This window comes from Undibacter mobilis (genome assembly GCF_003367195.1).
In the GTDB taxonomy this organism is placed as follows: Bacteria; Pseudomonadota; Alphaproteobacteria; order Rhizobiales; family Xanthobacteraceae; genus Pseudolabrys; species Pseudolabrys mobilis.
In genome coordinates this window covers 1,704,291-1,718,733 of record NZ_QRGO01000001.1, presented here as the reverse complement: position 1 = coordinate 1,718,733, position 14,443 = coordinate 1,704,291, and the positions used below count along the sequence as shown (strand labels likewise).

At 62.9% G+C, this 14,443-nt stretch carries 14 protein-coding genes; 13 read left to right on the top strand and 1 reads right to left on the bottom strand.

Translation table 11 applies throughout. The features are described from left to right. The first annotated feature begins 69 nt into the window (after positions 1 to 69). A complete protein-coding gene (locus DXH78_RS19820) occupies positions 70 to 237 on the top strand; it encodes a hypothetical protein (protein WP_168192738.1) in 168 nt (55 codons plus the stop codon). A 108-nt stretch (positions 238 to 345) separates the two neighbouring features. Here the strand turns inward: DXH78_RS19820 and DXH78_RS19815 are convergent, their stop codons facing one another. After that, positions 346 to 495 (bottom strand): hypothetical protein, encoded by a 150-nt coding sequence (locus DXH78_RS19815; protein WP_168192737.1) that lies wholly within the window; start codon positions 493 to 495, stop codon positions 346 to 348. 87 nt (positions 496 to 582) lie between these two features. Here DXH78_RS19815 and DXH78_RS08110 point away from each other — a divergent pair, with 87 nt between their 5' ends. The 12 genes from DXH78_RS08110 to DXH78_RS08055 all read left to right on the top strand — a co-directional run bounded on the left by DXH78_RS08110 (position 583) and on the right by DXH78_RS08055 (position 14,416). After that, entirely contained in the window at positions 583 to 1,443 is an 861-nt protein-coding gene (locus DXH78_RS08110) for a helix-turn-helix transcriptional regulator (RefSeq protein ID WP_115516555.1), read from the top strand. A 121-nt stretch (positions 1,444 to 1,564) separates the two neighbouring features. After that, positions 1,565 to 4,504: a xanthine dehydrogenase family protein molybdopterin-binding subunit gene (locus tag DXH78_RS08105; RefSeq protein WP_115516554.1), complete on the top strand. Its 2,940-nt coding sequence runs from the start codon at positions 1,565 to 1,567 to the stop codon at positions 4,502 to 4,504. Beyond that, the gene (locus DXH78_RS08100; RefSeq protein WP_115516553.1) at positions 4,501 to 5,328 is read left to right on the top strand and encodes an FAD binding domain-containing protein; all 828 of its coding nucleotides are present in this window, start codon (positions 4,501 to 4,503) and stop codon (positions 5,326 to 5,328) included. The genes DXH78_RS08105 and DXH78_RS08100 overlap by 4 nt, the downstream gene beginning before the upstream one ends. Further along, positions 5,316 to 5,825, top strand: a complete 510-nt coding sequence (locus tag DXH78_RS08095) for a (2Fe-2S)-binding protein (RefSeq protein WP_115516552.1) — start codon at positions 5,316 to 5,318, stop codon at positions 5,823 to 5,825. The genes DXH78_RS08100 and DXH78_RS08095 overlap by 13 nt, the downstream gene beginning before the upstream one ends. Further along, the gene (locus tag DXH78_RS08090) at positions 5,818 to 7,359 is read left to right on the top strand and encodes an AMP-binding protein (RefSeq protein ID WP_115516551.1); all 1,542 of its coding nucleotides are present in this window, start codon (positions 5,818 to 5,820) and stop codon (positions 7,357 to 7,359) included. Before DXH78_RS08095 ends, DXH78_RS08090 begins: the two co-directional genes overlap by 8 nt. After that, positions 7,356 to 8,159, top strand: a complete 804-nt coding sequence (locus tag DXH78_RS08085; RefSeq protein ID WP_430727473.1) for an enoyl-CoA hydratase/isomerase family protein — start codon at positions 7,356 to 7,358, stop codon at positions 8,157 to 8,159. Before DXH78_RS08090 ends, DXH78_RS08085 begins: the two co-directional genes overlap by 4 nt. A 41-nt stretch (positions 8,160 to 8,200) precedes the next feature. Beyond that, the gene (locus tag DXH78_RS08080) at positions 8,201 to 9,367 is read left to right on the top strand and encodes an ABC transporter substrate-binding protein (protein ID WP_115516550.1); all 1,167 of its coding nucleotides are present in this window, start codon (positions 8,201 to 8,203) and stop codon (positions 9,365 to 9,367) included. A gap of 33 nt (positions 9,368 to 9,400) precedes the next feature. Next, positions 9,401 to 10,294, top strand: a complete 894-nt coding sequence (locus DXH78_RS08075) for a branched-chain amino acid ABC transporter permease (protein ID WP_115516549.1) — start codon at positions 9,401 to 9,403, stop codon at positions 10,292 to 10,294. Further along, positions 10,287 to 11,276, top strand: a complete 990-nt coding sequence (locus DXH78_RS08070) for a branched-chain amino acid ABC transporter permease (protein ID WP_115516548.1) — start codon at positions 10,287 to 10,289, stop codon at positions 11,274 to 11,276. The genes DXH78_RS08075 and DXH78_RS08070 overlap by 8 nt, the downstream gene beginning before the upstream one ends. Further along, positions 11,273 to 12,016, top strand: coding sequence for an ABC transporter ATP-binding protein (locus tag DXH78_RS08065; RefSeq protein WP_115516547.1), 744 nt, complete (start codon positions 11,273 to 11,275; stop codon positions 12,014 to 12,016). Before DXH78_RS08070 ends, DXH78_RS08065 begins: the two co-directional genes overlap by 4 nt. 3 nt (positions 12,017 to 12,019) lie before the next feature. Then, entirely contained in the window at positions 12,020 to 12,727 is a 708-nt protein-coding gene (locus DXH78_RS08060; protein ID WP_115516546.1) for an ABC transporter ATP-binding protein, read from the top strand. Between the two features lie 459 nt (positions 12,728 to 13,186). Continuing rightward, a complete protein-coding gene (locus DXH78_RS08055) occupies positions 13,187 to 14,416 on the top strand; it encodes a tyrosine-type recombinase/integrase (RefSeq protein WP_115516545.1) in 1,230 nt (409 codons plus the stop codon). Positions 14,417 to 14,443: the final 27 nt, after the last annotated feature.

Below are 14,443 nucleotides of genomic sequence, written 5' to 3'. Positions count from 1 at the left end.
GGCACCAAGGTCGCTGGCCAGACAGCTACGCCAAGATGGCGCGGAAGCCACAGCGACAAGGCCGGGAAAATGACCAGCGCCACCAGCGCGACGATCGGCAGGAGAAGATACTTCATCATCGGCCGGCTGATGTTCTCGACCTTGGTGCCGGTCATGACCGCCGACCGCACAAACAATAAGACGATGGATTTCCAAGTGAGTTCGCGGAAGGCCAGGCCGCCGATCACGAAGGCTTAGACCACGGCGCAGGCCGAAATTTCCGTCGACGTGACGACGCCCGCCGTCACGCCGCTGCTGATCATGATGATCATGGGATCATGGCCAGGGTCATGCGGGCGCCGACGATCAGCGGCAGCATCCCTTGCCGCCCTCGACGAAGATCTTGTCGACGTTCCCGCGCCCGTTGGCCATGGCGGGCGGTTCCGGCGGAAACGCCAGTTCGGCGCCACAATTGTCTTCCCAGCTCAACACTTTGCACTGCGTCACCGCGTCCATTGTCGCTCACATGAGACGTCTTGACTGTTCTTTGAGCAAATTCTTATGTAACATCAATCAATTTCGCTCGTTACATCGCAGGCCGGGATGTCGTCAGCGTTGCGCATTATTCATGGGACTTTCGGACGTGTCGCATTGCTCGACATGGACCGTCCGCTCGTGCGTCACGCCCACCCGCACTGCCATGTTCTGATCAAGGCGGAGGGCGCTGACACCCAGTTCGCGGTCGGCGACAATCTCGTGCAGCTCACCGACTCTCAGGCCGTTCTCGTTAATACCTGGGAGCCGCACGCCTACGTTCATTATCATGACCGGCCGCGCACCATCATTCTCGCCCTCTATATCGAGCCCGAATGGCTGAAGATCTTCCGCCCGAATTGGGCGGCGAGCGGCGCGCCGGGTTTCTTCGAAAAACCGGCCGGTGAATTGTCGCCTCGCATCCGGCGCCTGTCGATGGATCTGGCGGCGATGATGCTCGCAAACCCGGGAGCCGGTCCCGAACAGGAACAGTTGTTGTCGGACCTGATGATTTCGGTCATCGAGCGTTTCACGCCCTGGCGAACGCTGTCCCGCAGCCTTGCCGATATCGACCGCAATCGCGACCGTTTCGATTGGCGGATTCGGCGCGCCGTGATGTTGATGCGCGCCGAGCCGCAGATTGCCTGCGACGTGGACGCGCTGGCCAAGGAAGCCGGCCTCTCCCGCGCCCATTTCTACCGGTTGTTCGAGCGCTCCACGCGCATGACCCCGCATGTCTATCTGAATTTGCTGCGGATGGAATTGGCCGTGAAATCGGTCGTGCACGGCAACCACAGCTTCGCCGTGCTGAGCGACAAGCTCGGCTTCAGCGCACCGGGACACTTCACCCGCTTCTTCCGCGATCACGCAGGCGTAACGCCCAGCGAGTTCCGCCAGGTTGCGCGCATGGGCGCGCCGGTCAGCGCCTGACTCCCGTCGAATGAGATTCCTCGGTAAGTCGTGAGACGACAGGGCATCGTCACGCCCGGAGGCCCGTGAAAGCTTCCCCCGGCGCGCCATCTCAAGAGCGCGTCAGAGGGATCGTCCGGGAATGTCCGCCGCCAACAGCAGCACCCCATGGTGCGGCCAGTCAGTCGAACGCGTCGAAGATGCCGCGCTCCTGACGGGACGTGGGCGATTCATCGACGATCTCGGCACAAAGGCCGGCACGCTGCACGCCGCCATCCTGCGCTCGCCGCATGCCCATGCCCGCGTCGCTGCGATCCGCACCGACGCGGCGCGCCAGCTGCCGGGCGTCGCCGCTGTACTGACCGGCGCGGACGTCACCCGCTTGTCGGCGAGCCTTGTCGTCGGCGTCAAAGCCCCGATCGAATGTTGGCCAATCGCGGTCGATCGCGTGCGCTATGTCGGCGAGCCGGTGGCCGTGGTGGTGGCGACGAGCCGCTATGTCGCCGAGGACGCGATCGATCTGATCGAGGTCGATTACGATCCTTTGCCCGCCATCGTCGATCCTGTTGTCGCACTCGACCCGGCGCAGCCGGTGCTGCATGACGGCCTCAAATCCAATCTCGCCAGCGAGCGCACGTTCCGTTACGGCGATCCCGAACAGGCCTTCGCCGACGCCGCGCACCGGACTTCCGTAACGATCCGCTATCCGCGCAATTCCTGCACGCCGATGGAGACCTATGGTCTCGTCGCCGAATACGACCCCGGCGAAGACGCCTACGATGTCCTCGCCAATTTCATGGGCCCGTTCAGCCTGCATGCGGTGATGGCGCGCGCGCTGAAAGTGCCGGGCAACCGCTTCCGCTTGCGCACGCCGCCCGATTCCGGCGGCAGCTTCGGCGTCAAGCAGGGCGTCTTTCCCTATATCGTTCTGATGGGCGTTGCCGCGCGCGTCACCGGCCGGCCTGTCAAATGGATCGAAGACCGGCTCGAGCATCTGGCCGCCTCTGTCTCCGCCACCAACCGCGTCACCACGCTCGAAGCCGCCGTCGATGCCGACGGCCGTGTCCGCGCGCTCGCCTGGGATCAACTCGAAGACGTTGGCGCCCACATCCGCGCGCCGGAGCCGGCCACGCTCTATCGCATGCACGGCAATCTCACCGGCGCTTACGACATCCGCCATGTGTCGGTGCGCAACCGAGTCGCGCTCACCAACAAGGCGCCGACCGGTCTCAACCGCGGCTTCGGCGGGCCGCAGGTTTATTACGCGCTCGAACGGCTGATGCAGCGTATCGCCGTCGAACTGAAGCTCGATCCGGCCGAGGTGATCCGCCGCAATCTCATCCCGTCCGGCGCCTTCCCGTATCGCACCGCGACCGGCGCCCTGCTCGACTCCGGCGACTACGTCAAAGCCTTCGATATCGCGCTGCAGGACGGCGCCTTCGCCGCATTGCGCGAGCGCCAGCAACAGGCGCGCGCCGAAGGCCGCCTTTACGGCATCGGCCTCACCGCCGCGGTCGAGCCCAGCGTGTCCAACATGGGCTACATCACCACCGTGCTGACGCCAGAGGAGCGCCGCAAGGCCGGGCCGAAGAACGGCGCCCAGGCAACCGCGACCATCGCGCTCGATCCGCTGGGCGGCGTGACGGTGCATGTGTCCTCGGTGCCGCAAGGCCAGGGCCACCGCACCGTGTTGTCGCAGATCGTCGCCGATGCGCTGGGCCTCAGACCAGCCGACATCCGCGTCGTCACCGATTTCGACTCGGCGCGCGATGCCTGGTCGATCGCCTCGGGCAATTATTCCAGCCGCTTCGCCGCGGCGGTCGGCGGCGCCACCAAGCTCGCCGCCGACAGGATCAAGGCCAGGCTCGCGCGCATGGCCGCGGCGCAGCTCAACGTTGCCGCCGACGAGATCGACTTCGCCGCGGGCAAGGTGCGGGCGCGCAGCAATCCGGACAATGCCGTGCCGTTCGCACGGCTCGCCGCCACCAGCCACTGGTCACCGGGGCTCGTGCCTGAAGAAAATCAGGCTTTGCGCGAGACCGCGTTCTGGTCGCCGCCGCAACTGACGCCGCCGACCGAAGCCGACGAGATCAACTCCTCGCTCTGCCACGGTTTCATCTTCGACTTCTGCGGCGTCGAGATCGACCGGATCACCGGCGCTGTCCGCATCGACAAATATGTGACGATGCATGACTGCGGCACCATCCTGCATCCCGGCATGGTCGCCGGCCAAGTGACGGGCGGTTTCGCCCATGCGGTCGGCGCCGCGCTCTACGAAGAATACGCGTACGGCGACGACGGCAGCTTCCTCACCGGTACTTTCGCCGACTATCTCGTGCCGACGGCCATGGAAGTGCCGGCGCCGCTGATCCTGCACTACGAATCTCCATCGCCGTTCACGCCGCTCGGCGCCAAGGGCGTCGGCGAAGGCAATTGCATGTCGACGCCGGTGTGCCTCGCCAATGCGGTGGCCGATGCGCTCAGTCTCGACGCCATCGACCTGCCACTGACGCCAGCCAAGCTCGCCGCGCATATCCACGGCCCCGAAAGCGCGCCGCCGAAGACACAAGCCGTCTCGCCCGTCACCGGCAAAGGCCGCGCGCTGCATGGTTCGGGTGATGCGCGCGTCGACGTGCCGCCGGAGACGGTGTGGCGCATGCTGCTCGATCCGGCGACGCTGGCGGCGATCATTCCCGGCGCGCACGGCGTCGAGAAGATATCCGACACGCATTTCCGCGCCGAAGTCACGCTCGGAGTCGGCCCGGTCACCGGCCGTTACAAGGCCGACATCAAGCTCTCCGACCTCGATGAACCGCGTGCGGTCACGCTTGCGGGCGTCGTAAACGGGGCCCTTGGCGACGCGCGCGGCGCCGGCCGCATCACGCTGACGCCGGTCGAGGGCGGCACCCAGGTCACTTACGACTACGATGCCGAAATCGGCGGCAAGGTCGCCTCCATCGGCGGCCGCTTGCTCGACGGCGCCGCCAAGGTCGTGATCCGGCAATTCTTCACCGCGCTGGTGCGTCACACCGGCGGCACGAAGCCCGGCTTCTTCGCCCGTCTGTTCGGGAGGGGCGCATGAAGCCCGCCCGCTTCGATTACATTCGCGCGGCCGATGTCGCGGAAACCCACGCGGCGCTCGCGGAATTCGGCAACGACGCGCGCGTGATTGCCGGCGGCCAGACCTTGCTGCCGATGCTGTCGATGCGACTGGTGCGGCCGAAGATCGTTGTCGACATCATGCACCTGCCGGCGCTGCGCGGCATCGAAGCCAGCGGCAATGACATCCGCGTCGGCGCCGGCGTTCGCCAGGCCGAGCTGCTGTCGTGGCCCGGTCTTGCCGAGCATCTGCCGCTGCTCAGTGCTGCCCTCCCCTGGGTCGGCCATGCGCAGACGCGCAGCCGTGGCACGGTCTGCGGCTCGGTCGCTCACGCCGACCCCAGCGCCGAAATTCCGCTCTGCCTGCTGGCGCTCGATGCGACCATCGAACTCTCCTCACGCGGTGGCCGCCGCCGCGTCAAAGCGGCCGAGTTCTTCACCGGCATGATGACGACGGCGCGCACCGACAACGAACTGATCGAAGCGGTTCATATCCCGAAGAAGCGCACGGGTACCGGTTACGCCTTCCAGGAGTTCGGCCGCCGCCATGGCGATTTCGCCATCGTCGCTTGCGCAGCGATCATCACCGACAAGAATGTACGTCTCGTGATCGGCGGCGTCGCCGACACACCGGCGCGGCACGACTTTGCCGCGCTCGACGGCAAAGCGCTCAATGAGGCGCTCGATGCCTTTGCCTGGACGCTCGACGCACGCGAAGACCTGCATGCCACGGCGCGCTATCGGCGCGAACTGGTGCGGCAGATGGGCCGCGCGGCCATCGAGGAGGCCCGCGCATGTCGCGCTTGAGCGCCGATCGCCGTCATACCGTGCGCTTCATGCTCAACGGCCGTGCCGTCGAGGCCGAAGCCGAACCGCGCATGCTGCTCACCGACTTTCTGCGCCACGAACTGGGCGCCACCGGAACGCATGTCGGCTGCGAACACGGCGTCTGCGGCGCCTGCACTGTCGAGATCGACGGCGTCCCGGCGCGGTCATGTCTCACGCTCGCAGTGCAGGCCGACGGCGCCACCATCCGCACCGTCGAAGGCCTGGAGCCGGAGCCGGGCCGGCTCTCGGTGCTGCAGGATGCGTTCCGGCGCCATCACGCCTTGCAGTGCGGCTTCTGCACCGCCGGCATCCTGATGTCGCTCGACAACTATCTCAAGCGGCAGCCGGCTCCGAGCGAAGAGGCCCTGCGTGAATTCCTCGGCGGCCATATCTGCCGCTGCACCGGTTACGTCCCCATCGTGGCTGCGGCCATGGATGCGGCAAAAAGACTGCGGGAGAACTCTTCCGATGTTTGATCTCGGCAACAGCTTCATTGGCAGCGTCGAGCGCAATCCTCACGCCCTCGCCATCGTCGACGGCGAAGTGCGCTTCACCTATGCGCAGTGGTACGCACGCATCTCGTCCGTCGTTACCGCGTTCGACGAACTCGGTCTGGTGCCAGGCGATCATCTCATCACCGTGCTGCAGAACCGCTGGGAAGCGGCCACCATCCACTGGGCCTGCCAGTTCGCCGGCATCGTCATCACGCCGATCAACTGGCGCTCGAAAGCCGATGAGATCGATTACTGTGTCGAAAATTCCGAAGCCAAGGCCATCGTCTTCGAACATGTCTCCGCGGAGGCCGCACGCGACTCTCAGGAAGCGAAATCCCGCATCCGGATCGCGCTTGAAGACCCTCGGGGCGACGAGGTCACCTTCGCGACGATGACCGAGCGTGCGGCGCGCAGCGCCGAGCCGCGTGTCGGCGCCGAAGCCTGGTCGGTGATGCTCTACACCTCAGGTACCACCGCCAAGCCAAAGGGCGTGCCGCGCCGCCAGCGCGCCGAGCGCGCCGCAGCGATCGCGCATGTCGCCCAGAACCAGTACGCCAACGGCGAACGTACGCTCGGCGTGATGCCGCTTTATCACACGATGGGTGTCCGCTCGTTGCTGGCCATGTCGTTGATTGGCGGCGCTTTCATCTGCCTCCCACGCTTCGACGTCGCCAAAGCGCTGCAGCTGATCGAGGCCGAGAAGATCACCAATCTCTACCTGGTGCCGACGCTCTATCACGATCTCATCCATAACGATGTCTTCGCCAGGACCGACATTTCCTCGGTGCGCAAGCTCGGCTTCGCCGGCGCCTCGATGACCGACGGCCTGCTGAAGGAGCTCGATGCCGCCTTCAAGCCGGAGCTGTTCGTCAATCACTACGGCTCGTCCGAAATCTACACCTTCACCATCGACCAGAAAGCGCCGGCGAAGCCCGGCTCGGCCGGCCGCGCCGGCATCAATCAGCGCATCCGCGTGGTGAAGCTGAATGCAGTTGGACCGGAAGACTTTGCTGCGACGAATGAGGAAGGCGAGATCATCGCCCATCTGGGCAGCGACGAGGCCTTTGAGGGCTATTGGCGCCGGCCGGATGCCAACGCCAAGTCGTTGCGGCAAGGCTGGTACTTCACCGGCGATACCGGCTACGTCGATGACGACGGCGATCTGTTTGTCACCGGCCGCGTCGACGACATGATCATTACCGGCGGCGAGAACGTGTCTCCGGTCGAGATCGAGAGCTGCCTGTCGCTGCATCCCGCCGTGTCGGAAGTGGCCGTGGTCGGCCTGCCGCATGAGCGCTGGGGCAAGATCGTTGCCGCCTTCATCAAGCGCCGCAGCGCCGTCACCGATCAGGAACTCGACCAGTTCTGCCGCACCTCCGGGCTCGCCAACTTCAAACGCCCGCGCCAGTACGTTTTCGTCAACGACATCCCGAAATCGCCGGTCGGAAAACTCCTGCGCCGCAAGCTGGTCGCAGGCGAGTTCGAGGCCGAGGGTCAACAAGGAACTGCAGCATGAGCGTGATGACTTTTACCGATCCGCGTCTGGCGAAGCTCAACGGCTTCTCGGTCGAACTGAATGAGGCGAAGCAGCGCGCGGACATCGTCCTCAACCGGCCGCCGCTCAACGTCATCGAAATGGCGCAGCGCGACCAGCTTCGCCTGGTGTTCGAGACGCTGGACGAAGATGAACGCGTGCGGGTGATCGTGCTGCGCGCGGTGGGCGAACATTTCTCGTCCGGCGGCAACATCAAGGGCTTCATGGAAGCCACGCCCGAACATGTTTCGAAACTTGCCTGGAACATTGCCGCGCCCGCGCGATGCTCCAAGCCAGTGATCGCCGCCAATCGCGGCTATTGCTTCGGTGTCGGCTTCGAAATCTCGCTCGCCTGCGACTTCCGCATCGTGTCCGAGACCTGCCAGTACGCCTTGCCGGAACAGAAGCTCGGCCAGATCCCCGGCTCCGGCGGCTCCGCACGCCTGCAGAAGATGGTTGGCATCACCCGCACCAAGGACATCGTAATGCGGTCGAAGCGCATTCCCGGCAAGCAGGCCTATGACTGGGGTGTCGCCACCGAGTGCGTCGCCGACGACAAGCTCGAGGCCGCGACCGACTCGCTCGTCGATGAGCTGCTCACCTTCTCGCCGATCGCCCAGCGCACCGCCAAGAAGCTGCTCAACGACACCGAAGACTCCACGCTCGCCATCGCCATCGAGCTGGAGGGTCACTGCTACAGCCGCCTGCGCCAATCCCACGACTTCAAGGAAGGCGTCGAAGCCTTCCACGCCAAACGCCCAGCCAAGTTCCAGGGCGTCTAACCACCACGACCTCGAAAAGTCCAAAGCACAGGGAGGATACAATGAAGAAAACGACATTACTGACGGTGCTGCTCTCCGCGACGATGCTGACGGCGGCCAATGCCGCCGATCCGATCAAGATCGGCGTCGTCACGCCGCTGTCCGGCACCTATGCCGGCATCGGTCAGCAGGTGAGATGGGGTCTCGACCTCGCCACCAAGGAAGTGAATGCCGCCGGCGGCATCATGGGCCGGCAAATCGAACTGATCTACGAAGACGAAGAAGCCAACCCATCGGTCGCCGTGCAGAAGGCCGACAAGCTGTTCCAGGTGAACAAGGTCGACTTCCTCACCGGCACCGTGAACTCCGCTTCGACCGTCGCCGTCGGCCAGGTCGCCGAACGCGCCAACAAGCTGATCGCCACCACGGTGTCGTTCGCCGACGACATCACTGGCGCAAAGTGCTCGCCGAACGTGTTCCGCGTCAATGCGCGGGCGGGACAGCAATCGGCGGCGCTCGCCGCCTGGCTCGCCAAGGACAAGCCGAAGGCCAAGGTGTTTTTCCTCGGTCCCGATTATCTGATGGGCCGCTCCACCGTCGCCGCCTTCAAGGACGCTGCGGAAAAGTCCGGCGCCTCGAGCCTCGGCGAAGTGTTCGCGCCGCTCGATAGCAAGGACTACACGCAGTATTTCGGCCAGATGCGCGCGGCGCGTCCGCAGGTGCTCTACACCTCGGTCGCCGGCAACGACACCGTGCGTCTGTTCTCGCAGATGCAGGAATTCGGGCTGATGAAGGACCTTCTGGTGCTCGGCGCATCCGGCACCGTGACGGCGCAGAACCTGCCGGCGATCGGCAAGGCTGCGGAAGGCTTTGCCACCGGCGTCGGCTATTCGGACGAAATCGACACGCCGGAAAACAAGAAGTTCGTCGAGGCCTTCAAGGCCGCGAACAAGGCCGCCCCGGATCTCTACGGCGCCGACAGCTACGGCCTGATCTATGCCTACAAGGCGGCCGTGGAAAAGGCCCAGTCGACCGACACCGACAAGGTCCGCAAGGCGCTCGAGGACCTGAAATGGCAGACGCCGCAGGGCGAAAAGACCCTGCGCGCCGGCGACCATCAGGCGGTCCAGACCATGTACGTCGTCCGGGTCACCGGCGGCAAATTCATGACCGTAGGTCAGGTGTCCGGCGCCGACGCCATCGGCCCCGACACTTGCCCCCGCTTCTAAGCGAAGCATGAACCACGCGCACGAGGATCGATAATGTCCGCGGCAATCGAATACTTCCAGTACGTTCTGGCGCCGCAGATGCTTATCGGCCTCGTGCTCGGCGTGGCTGTGATCCTGGTGGCGTTGGGCTTGACCATCATCTTCGGCCTGCTCGACGTCATCAACATGTCGCACGGCGAATTCTACGCACTCGGCGCCTTCATCGCGCTGGCTCTCGCCTCAATCGGCCTGCCATTCTGGCTACTTCTTATCCTTGTGCCGCTGGCGATGCTGCCGGTCGGCTACATCGTCGAGCGGGGACTGATCCAGCGCGTCTTCCATAGCGGCGAACGGCACGTCACAACCCTCCTCCTCACCTTCGGCCTCGGCCTGGTGATGGAAGATGCTTTCCGTCTCGTCTTCGGACCCAATCCACACAAGCCGGAAACGCCAATCTCCGGTGCTATCGACATTCTCGGTGTCTTCCTGCCGCTCTATCGGCTGTTTCTCATCGTCGGCGGCGCGGTCGTCGTCACGCTGGTCGCGCTCGTCGTCTACCGTACGCGACTCGGGGCGATGGTACGCGCCGCCGCGTTCGACAAACACATGGCCGCTTCACTCGGTGTGCCGGTACAGCACGTCTACGCCGGCGCCTTTGCATTCGGCGTCGCCCTTGCCGGCCTTGCGGGCGTGCTCCTCGCACCAATCTACACCGTTTTTCCCACCATGGGTCGCGACTTCATCCTGATGGCCTTCACCGTCGTCATCGTGGGCGGCATGGGCTCGATCGCGGGAGTCGTTGTCGCCGGCGTCCTGCTGACGCAAGTGCAGGCCATCTCTTCGCTCTATATCTCGCCCGTGTGGTCCGACCCGATTGTGTTCGGGATCATGGTGATCATGCTGATGGTTCGCCCGCAGGGCCTATTCGGACGACTTGGTCATGGCTGATGCACTCACACGCTCGATGCGGGCAAGCCACGTCCTCGTGGCGATACTCGTCATCGCATCGCTGATCTTCGCCGTCGTCGGCGCCGCGCTCGGCGACACGTTCTATTTGCGGCTCGGCACCGAGGCGTTGATCTTCGCCGGCCTCGCTTTGTCGGTCGACATCCTGCTCGGCTACACCGGCCTGCTTTCCCTCGGCCAAGCGCTCTACTTCGGGCTGGGGGCCTATGTCTCGGCGCTTGTGCTGATGGTGACGCCGTCCTTCTGGGCCGCGATGGGGGCCACTCTCGCCGTCGCCATTGTCATCGGTCTCGTCGGCGGTTTCATCGCGAATCGCGTGCGCGGCGTGTTTTTCGCGCTCATCACTTTCGGCATGGCCCAGGTCGCTGCCAAGGTGGTTTACAATACGCGCGCGCTTGGCGCCTCCGATGGGCTGATCGGCGTCCCCATCATCAACGTCAATTTCGGCTTCGCCTCAGTTTCGAGCGCCTCGCCGGCTGGCTTCTTCGTGCTCACACTGGCATTCATTTTTGTCCTATACGCGCTGAGCGCCTATCTACTCGATACGCCGTTCGGACGGCTCGTGATCGCGCTGAAGGCCAATGAGCGGCGCGTACCCTTTCTCGGCTTCAGCACGGTGACGCCGCGACTCACGGCTTATGTCATTGCTGCCGTCATCGCCGCGCTTTCCGGAGCGCTCTACCCAATGCTGCGTGGCTTCGTGTCACCGGAATTGTTGTTCTTCACAACCTCCGGCAACGCCGTCATCACGGTAGTGACTGGCGGCGTCGGCACGCTGGTCGGCGCGCTCTATGGCGGCATCCTGCTCACGGTCCTGAAGTCGGTTGTCGGCAGCTACACCGAACACCACCTCATCGTGATTGGACTGTTGTTCATGATTGCGGTCATCTTCCTGCCGCGCGGCCTCATGGGTATCGTCCGGCCAGCGATCGAACGAATGCTGGAACCGAGGGCAAAGCCATGACGCCCCCCGTTCTTGAAGTGCGCGACCTTTCCGTGAATTTCGGCGGCCTGCGCGCTGTCGATAATGTAAGCTTTGCCATTGCACGCAACCGGATCACGACCGTTATCGGACCGAACGGCGCCGGCAAATCGACCTTGTTCAACCTGATTTCGGGTGCAGTGCGGCCGCGCGCCGGTCAGGTGCTTATTGACGGGGTAGACCACACCGGCGAGCCGCCGAACCGTCTGCAGGCCGCCGGCCTGGCGCGCTCGTTTCAGATCACCAACCTGTTCTTTGAACTGTCGGTCGCTGAGAACCTTCGTCTCGCCGCGCAGATCCTCGAGCCGACGCGAATGGCCTGGCGGCCGGTCAGTGCCAGCCGTGCGGCGATGACGCGCGTTGACGAATTACTGGTGCGGTTCCGCCTTGATGGCAAGGCAAGTTATCCCGTCGGCAAGCTGTCGCATGGCGAGCAGCGACGCCTGGAAGTCGCTGTCGCGCTCGCTTGCAGGCCCAAGGTCCTACTGCTCGACGAGCCCACCCAAGGCATGAGCCATGGCGACACCGAAGACACCGCCAAACTAATCAAATCGCTTGCCGACGATGTCAGCGTGCTGCTGATCGAACATGATATCGGGCTGGTGATGTCTCTCTCCGACCACGTTATCGTTATGCATCAGGGGCAGAAGCTTGCCGAGGGCACGCCTACCGAAGTGCGCGGTAACACGGCGGTACAGTCAGCCTACTTCGGGCACGCGTGACCTATGTTAGACATCCATAATCTCAACACGCACTACGGCACCAGCCACATCATTCAGGGCATCGATCTCAACATTGATCGCGGCGCCGTCATTGGCGTATTCGGCCGCAACGGCGTCGGAAAATCGACATTTCTGAAGACTATTGCCGGGTGGGTTCGGCCATCGAAAGGTGAAGTCGTCTTCAACGGTGAGCGCATCGACGGCCAGACCGCTGACCGTATCGCTCGCCTGGGCATCGGTTTTGTGCCGGAAGACCGGCGCATCTTTCCGAGCCTCACAGTTGAAGAGAATCTCACGCTCGGCTACCTGCAAGTGCCGCACCGGTCTGGCGCCGACAACAATGCCGCGCTTCAGCGTATTTATCGGCGCTTTCCGCGCCTTTTGGAGCGGCGTAATCAGAACGGGACGACGTTATCGGGCGGTGAGCAGCAAATCTTGGCCATGGCTCGCGTCATGATCGGCAGGCCCAAGCTGTTGCTCATCGACGAGCCCACCGAAGGTTTGGCGCCGATGATCGTTGCCGATCTGTTTGCGATCATCAGTGAGATGAAAGCGGAAGGTTGCACAATCCTGCTGGTTGAACAGAATGTTCGCCAGGCGCTGAAAGCGTGCGACCGCTTTATCGTTATCGAGCGCGGCCGTATCGTGCAAAGCGGCGATTCCGCCAATGAGCAAGATCGCACCACGCTGATGAATACGATTTCATTCTAGAACGTGATCCATTGATTGCGGATGCATCCCTGTATCGCTGCCCGACTTGGCGGTCCCACACTACCGCCGACGAATGACCGTCAGGCTGCAATGCCTGCACTGTCATATTTCGTTTCATGAGAGAGATGCGGCGCCAACGCGGCAAGCTATATCGGCGACCGGCAGCAGCCCCGTATCCGCTCTCGCCCCGCGAACGTCACTCAGTTTCAAGCAGCAGGCCGTTAGCCACAGCGGTTTGGTAAGTACTAGACCCTTGAAGAAATGGCGCGCCCGAAAGGATTCGAACCTCTGACCCCCAGATTCGTAGTCAGAAGCTCAATCCCGCCATAGCCTGACAATAGCCGACAGAAACCGAAATTGTCAAGTAAAAACAGTTATTAAGAACGAAAGAGCCCGCCTTGTGCCGCCTGAATTTCTCGCTATTGTGGTAGCTTATTGGTAGCTACAGGCGGCGCGCATATGGCATCCGGCAGCATCACTCTCCGGTCGGTTGCAGCACTCAAGCCGGGCCACACAATATGGGACGGTGGACACAATGAAGCGGTCAAAGGATTTGGCGCACGACGGCAGAAAGGAGTGCCGGTTTACGTCCTGAAATTTCGCATCTTGGGCCGACAACGCTTTCTCACCATCGGCCGACACGGCTCGCCCTGGACCCCTGAGCAGGCACGCAGAGAGGCTAGGCGGCTTCTGGGCGAAGTCGCGAGCGGAAAAGACCCGCAAACCGAGAAGGCGACCGCCCGCGAGCGAGCTGCAGACACGCTGGTAGAAATCGCCAAAAAGTATCTGACGGTTGCAAAGGCTACCCAGAAGCCGCGCAGTTATCTTGAGACAGAGCGCCATCTGCATCAAAATTGGAAGCCATTACATACGGTGTCTGTATTCGATATCAGCCGTCGTCAGGTGGCAGCGCGATTGACGCAATTGCAGTCCGAGCGCGGCCCTGTTGCTGCGGCTCGTGCTCGTGCGGCCTTATCAGCGATGTTCAACTGGGCAATACGCGAAGGTTGGGAAATTGAGGTTAATCCCGTCTTCGGCACGAACAAACCTGCCGAGCCGCCCGCGCGAGAACGGGTGCTTAGCGGCAATGAGCTACGTGAAATTTGGACATCTTGCTCTGAGGATGACTACGGCAGGATCGTCAAACTATTAATTTTGACCGGCCAACGGCGTGAAGAGGTTGGGGGCATGCGTTTTAGCGAGCTAGATAGCTCCCGGACCACCTGGACAATCCCTTCATCCCGGACAAAGAATCGACGTGAACACTTGGTTCCGCTCTCAGCAGGCGCGAGAGACATCGTCCCGGCTCAAGGTGGCAATGGTGAATTTTGCTTTGGAGAAGGTCCGAGACGTGCAGGCGATACGCTGCGCGGATTTTCCGGATGGTCAAAAGCCAAGCGATTGCTTGACGATAGAATTTTAGAGAAACGGCGCATTTGCGACCCGCGCGCGGTGCCCTTGGAATGGAGGCTGCATGATCTTAGGCGCACCTGCGCGACTGTAATGGCGGATCGCTTAGGCATTTTGCCACATGTGATCGAGGCAATTTTGAACCACGTCAGCGGGCACAAAGCCGGGGTGGCTGGAGTGTACAATCGTGCAAAATATATCACGACCGCGCGCGATGCTTTGTCCCTTTGGGCCGAGTATCTCCGACAGACGGTTGCTCCTGAAAAGGCCGCTCTTTAATCTTACCTGCCATTTTGGAAAGCAACG

What these genes read in the sequence shown, in the direction of transcription:
- DXH78_RS08085 (WP_430727473.1), top strand. Translation starts at nt 7,356, where the DNA reads ATGAGCGTGATGACTTTTACCGATCCGCGTCTGGCGAAGCTCAACGGC.
- DXH78_RS08095 (WP_115516552.1), top strand. Translation starts at nt 5,316, where the DNA reads ATGTCGCGCTTGAGCGCCGATCGCCGTCATACCGTGCGCTTCATGCTC.
- DXH78_RS08105 (WP_115516554.1), top strand. Translation starts at nt 1,565, where the DNA reads ATGTCCGCCGCCAACAGCAGCACCCCATGGTGCGGCCAGTCAGTCGAA.
- DXH78_RS08055 (WP_115516545.1), top strand. Translation starts at nt 13,187, where the DNA reads ATGGCATCCGGCAGCATCACTCTCCGGTCGGTTGCAGCACTCAAGCCG.
- DXH78_RS08070 (WP_115516548.1), top strand. Translation starts at nt 10,287, where the DNA reads ATGGCTGATGCACTCACACGCTCGATGCGGGCAAGCCACGTCCTCGTG.
- DXH78_RS08110 (WP_115516555.1), top strand. Translation starts at nt 583, where the DNA reads ATGTCGTCAGCGTTGCGCATTATTCATGGGACTTTCGGACGTGTCGCA.
- DXH78_RS08065 (WP_115516547.1), top strand. Translation starts at nt 11,273, where the DNA reads ATGACGCCCCCCGTTCTTGAAGTGCGCGACCTTTCCGTGAATTTCGGC.
- DXH78_RS19820 (WP_168192738.1), top strand. Translation starts at nt 70, where the DNA reads ATGACCAGCGCCACCAGCGCGACGATCGGCAGGAGAAGATACTTCATC.
- DXH78_RS08060 (WP_115516546.1), top strand. Translation starts at nt 12,020, where the DNA reads ATGTTAGACATCCATAATCTCAACACGCACTACGGCACCAGCCACATC.
- DXH78_RS19815 (WP_168192737.1), bottom strand. Translation starts at nt 495, where the DNA reads ATGGACGCGGTGACGCAGTGCAAAGTGTTGAGCTGGGAAGACAATTGT.
- DXH78_RS08075 (WP_115516549.1), top strand. Translation starts at nt 9,401, where the DNA reads ATGTCCGCGGCAATCGAATACTTCCAGTACGTTCTGGCGCCGCAGATG.
- DXH78_RS08100 (WP_115516553.1), top strand. Translation starts at nt 4,501, where the DNA reads ATGAAGCCCGCCCGCTTCGATTACATTCGCGCGGCCGATGTCGCGGAA.
- DXH78_RS08090 (WP_115516551.1), top strand. Translation starts at nt 5,818, where the DNA reads ATGTTTGATCTCGGCAACAGCTTCATTGGCAGCGTCGAGCGCAATCCT.
- DXH78_RS08080 (WP_115516550.1), top strand. Translation starts at nt 8,201, where the DNA reads ATGAAGAAAACGACATTACTGACGGTGCTGCTCTCCGCGACGATGCTG.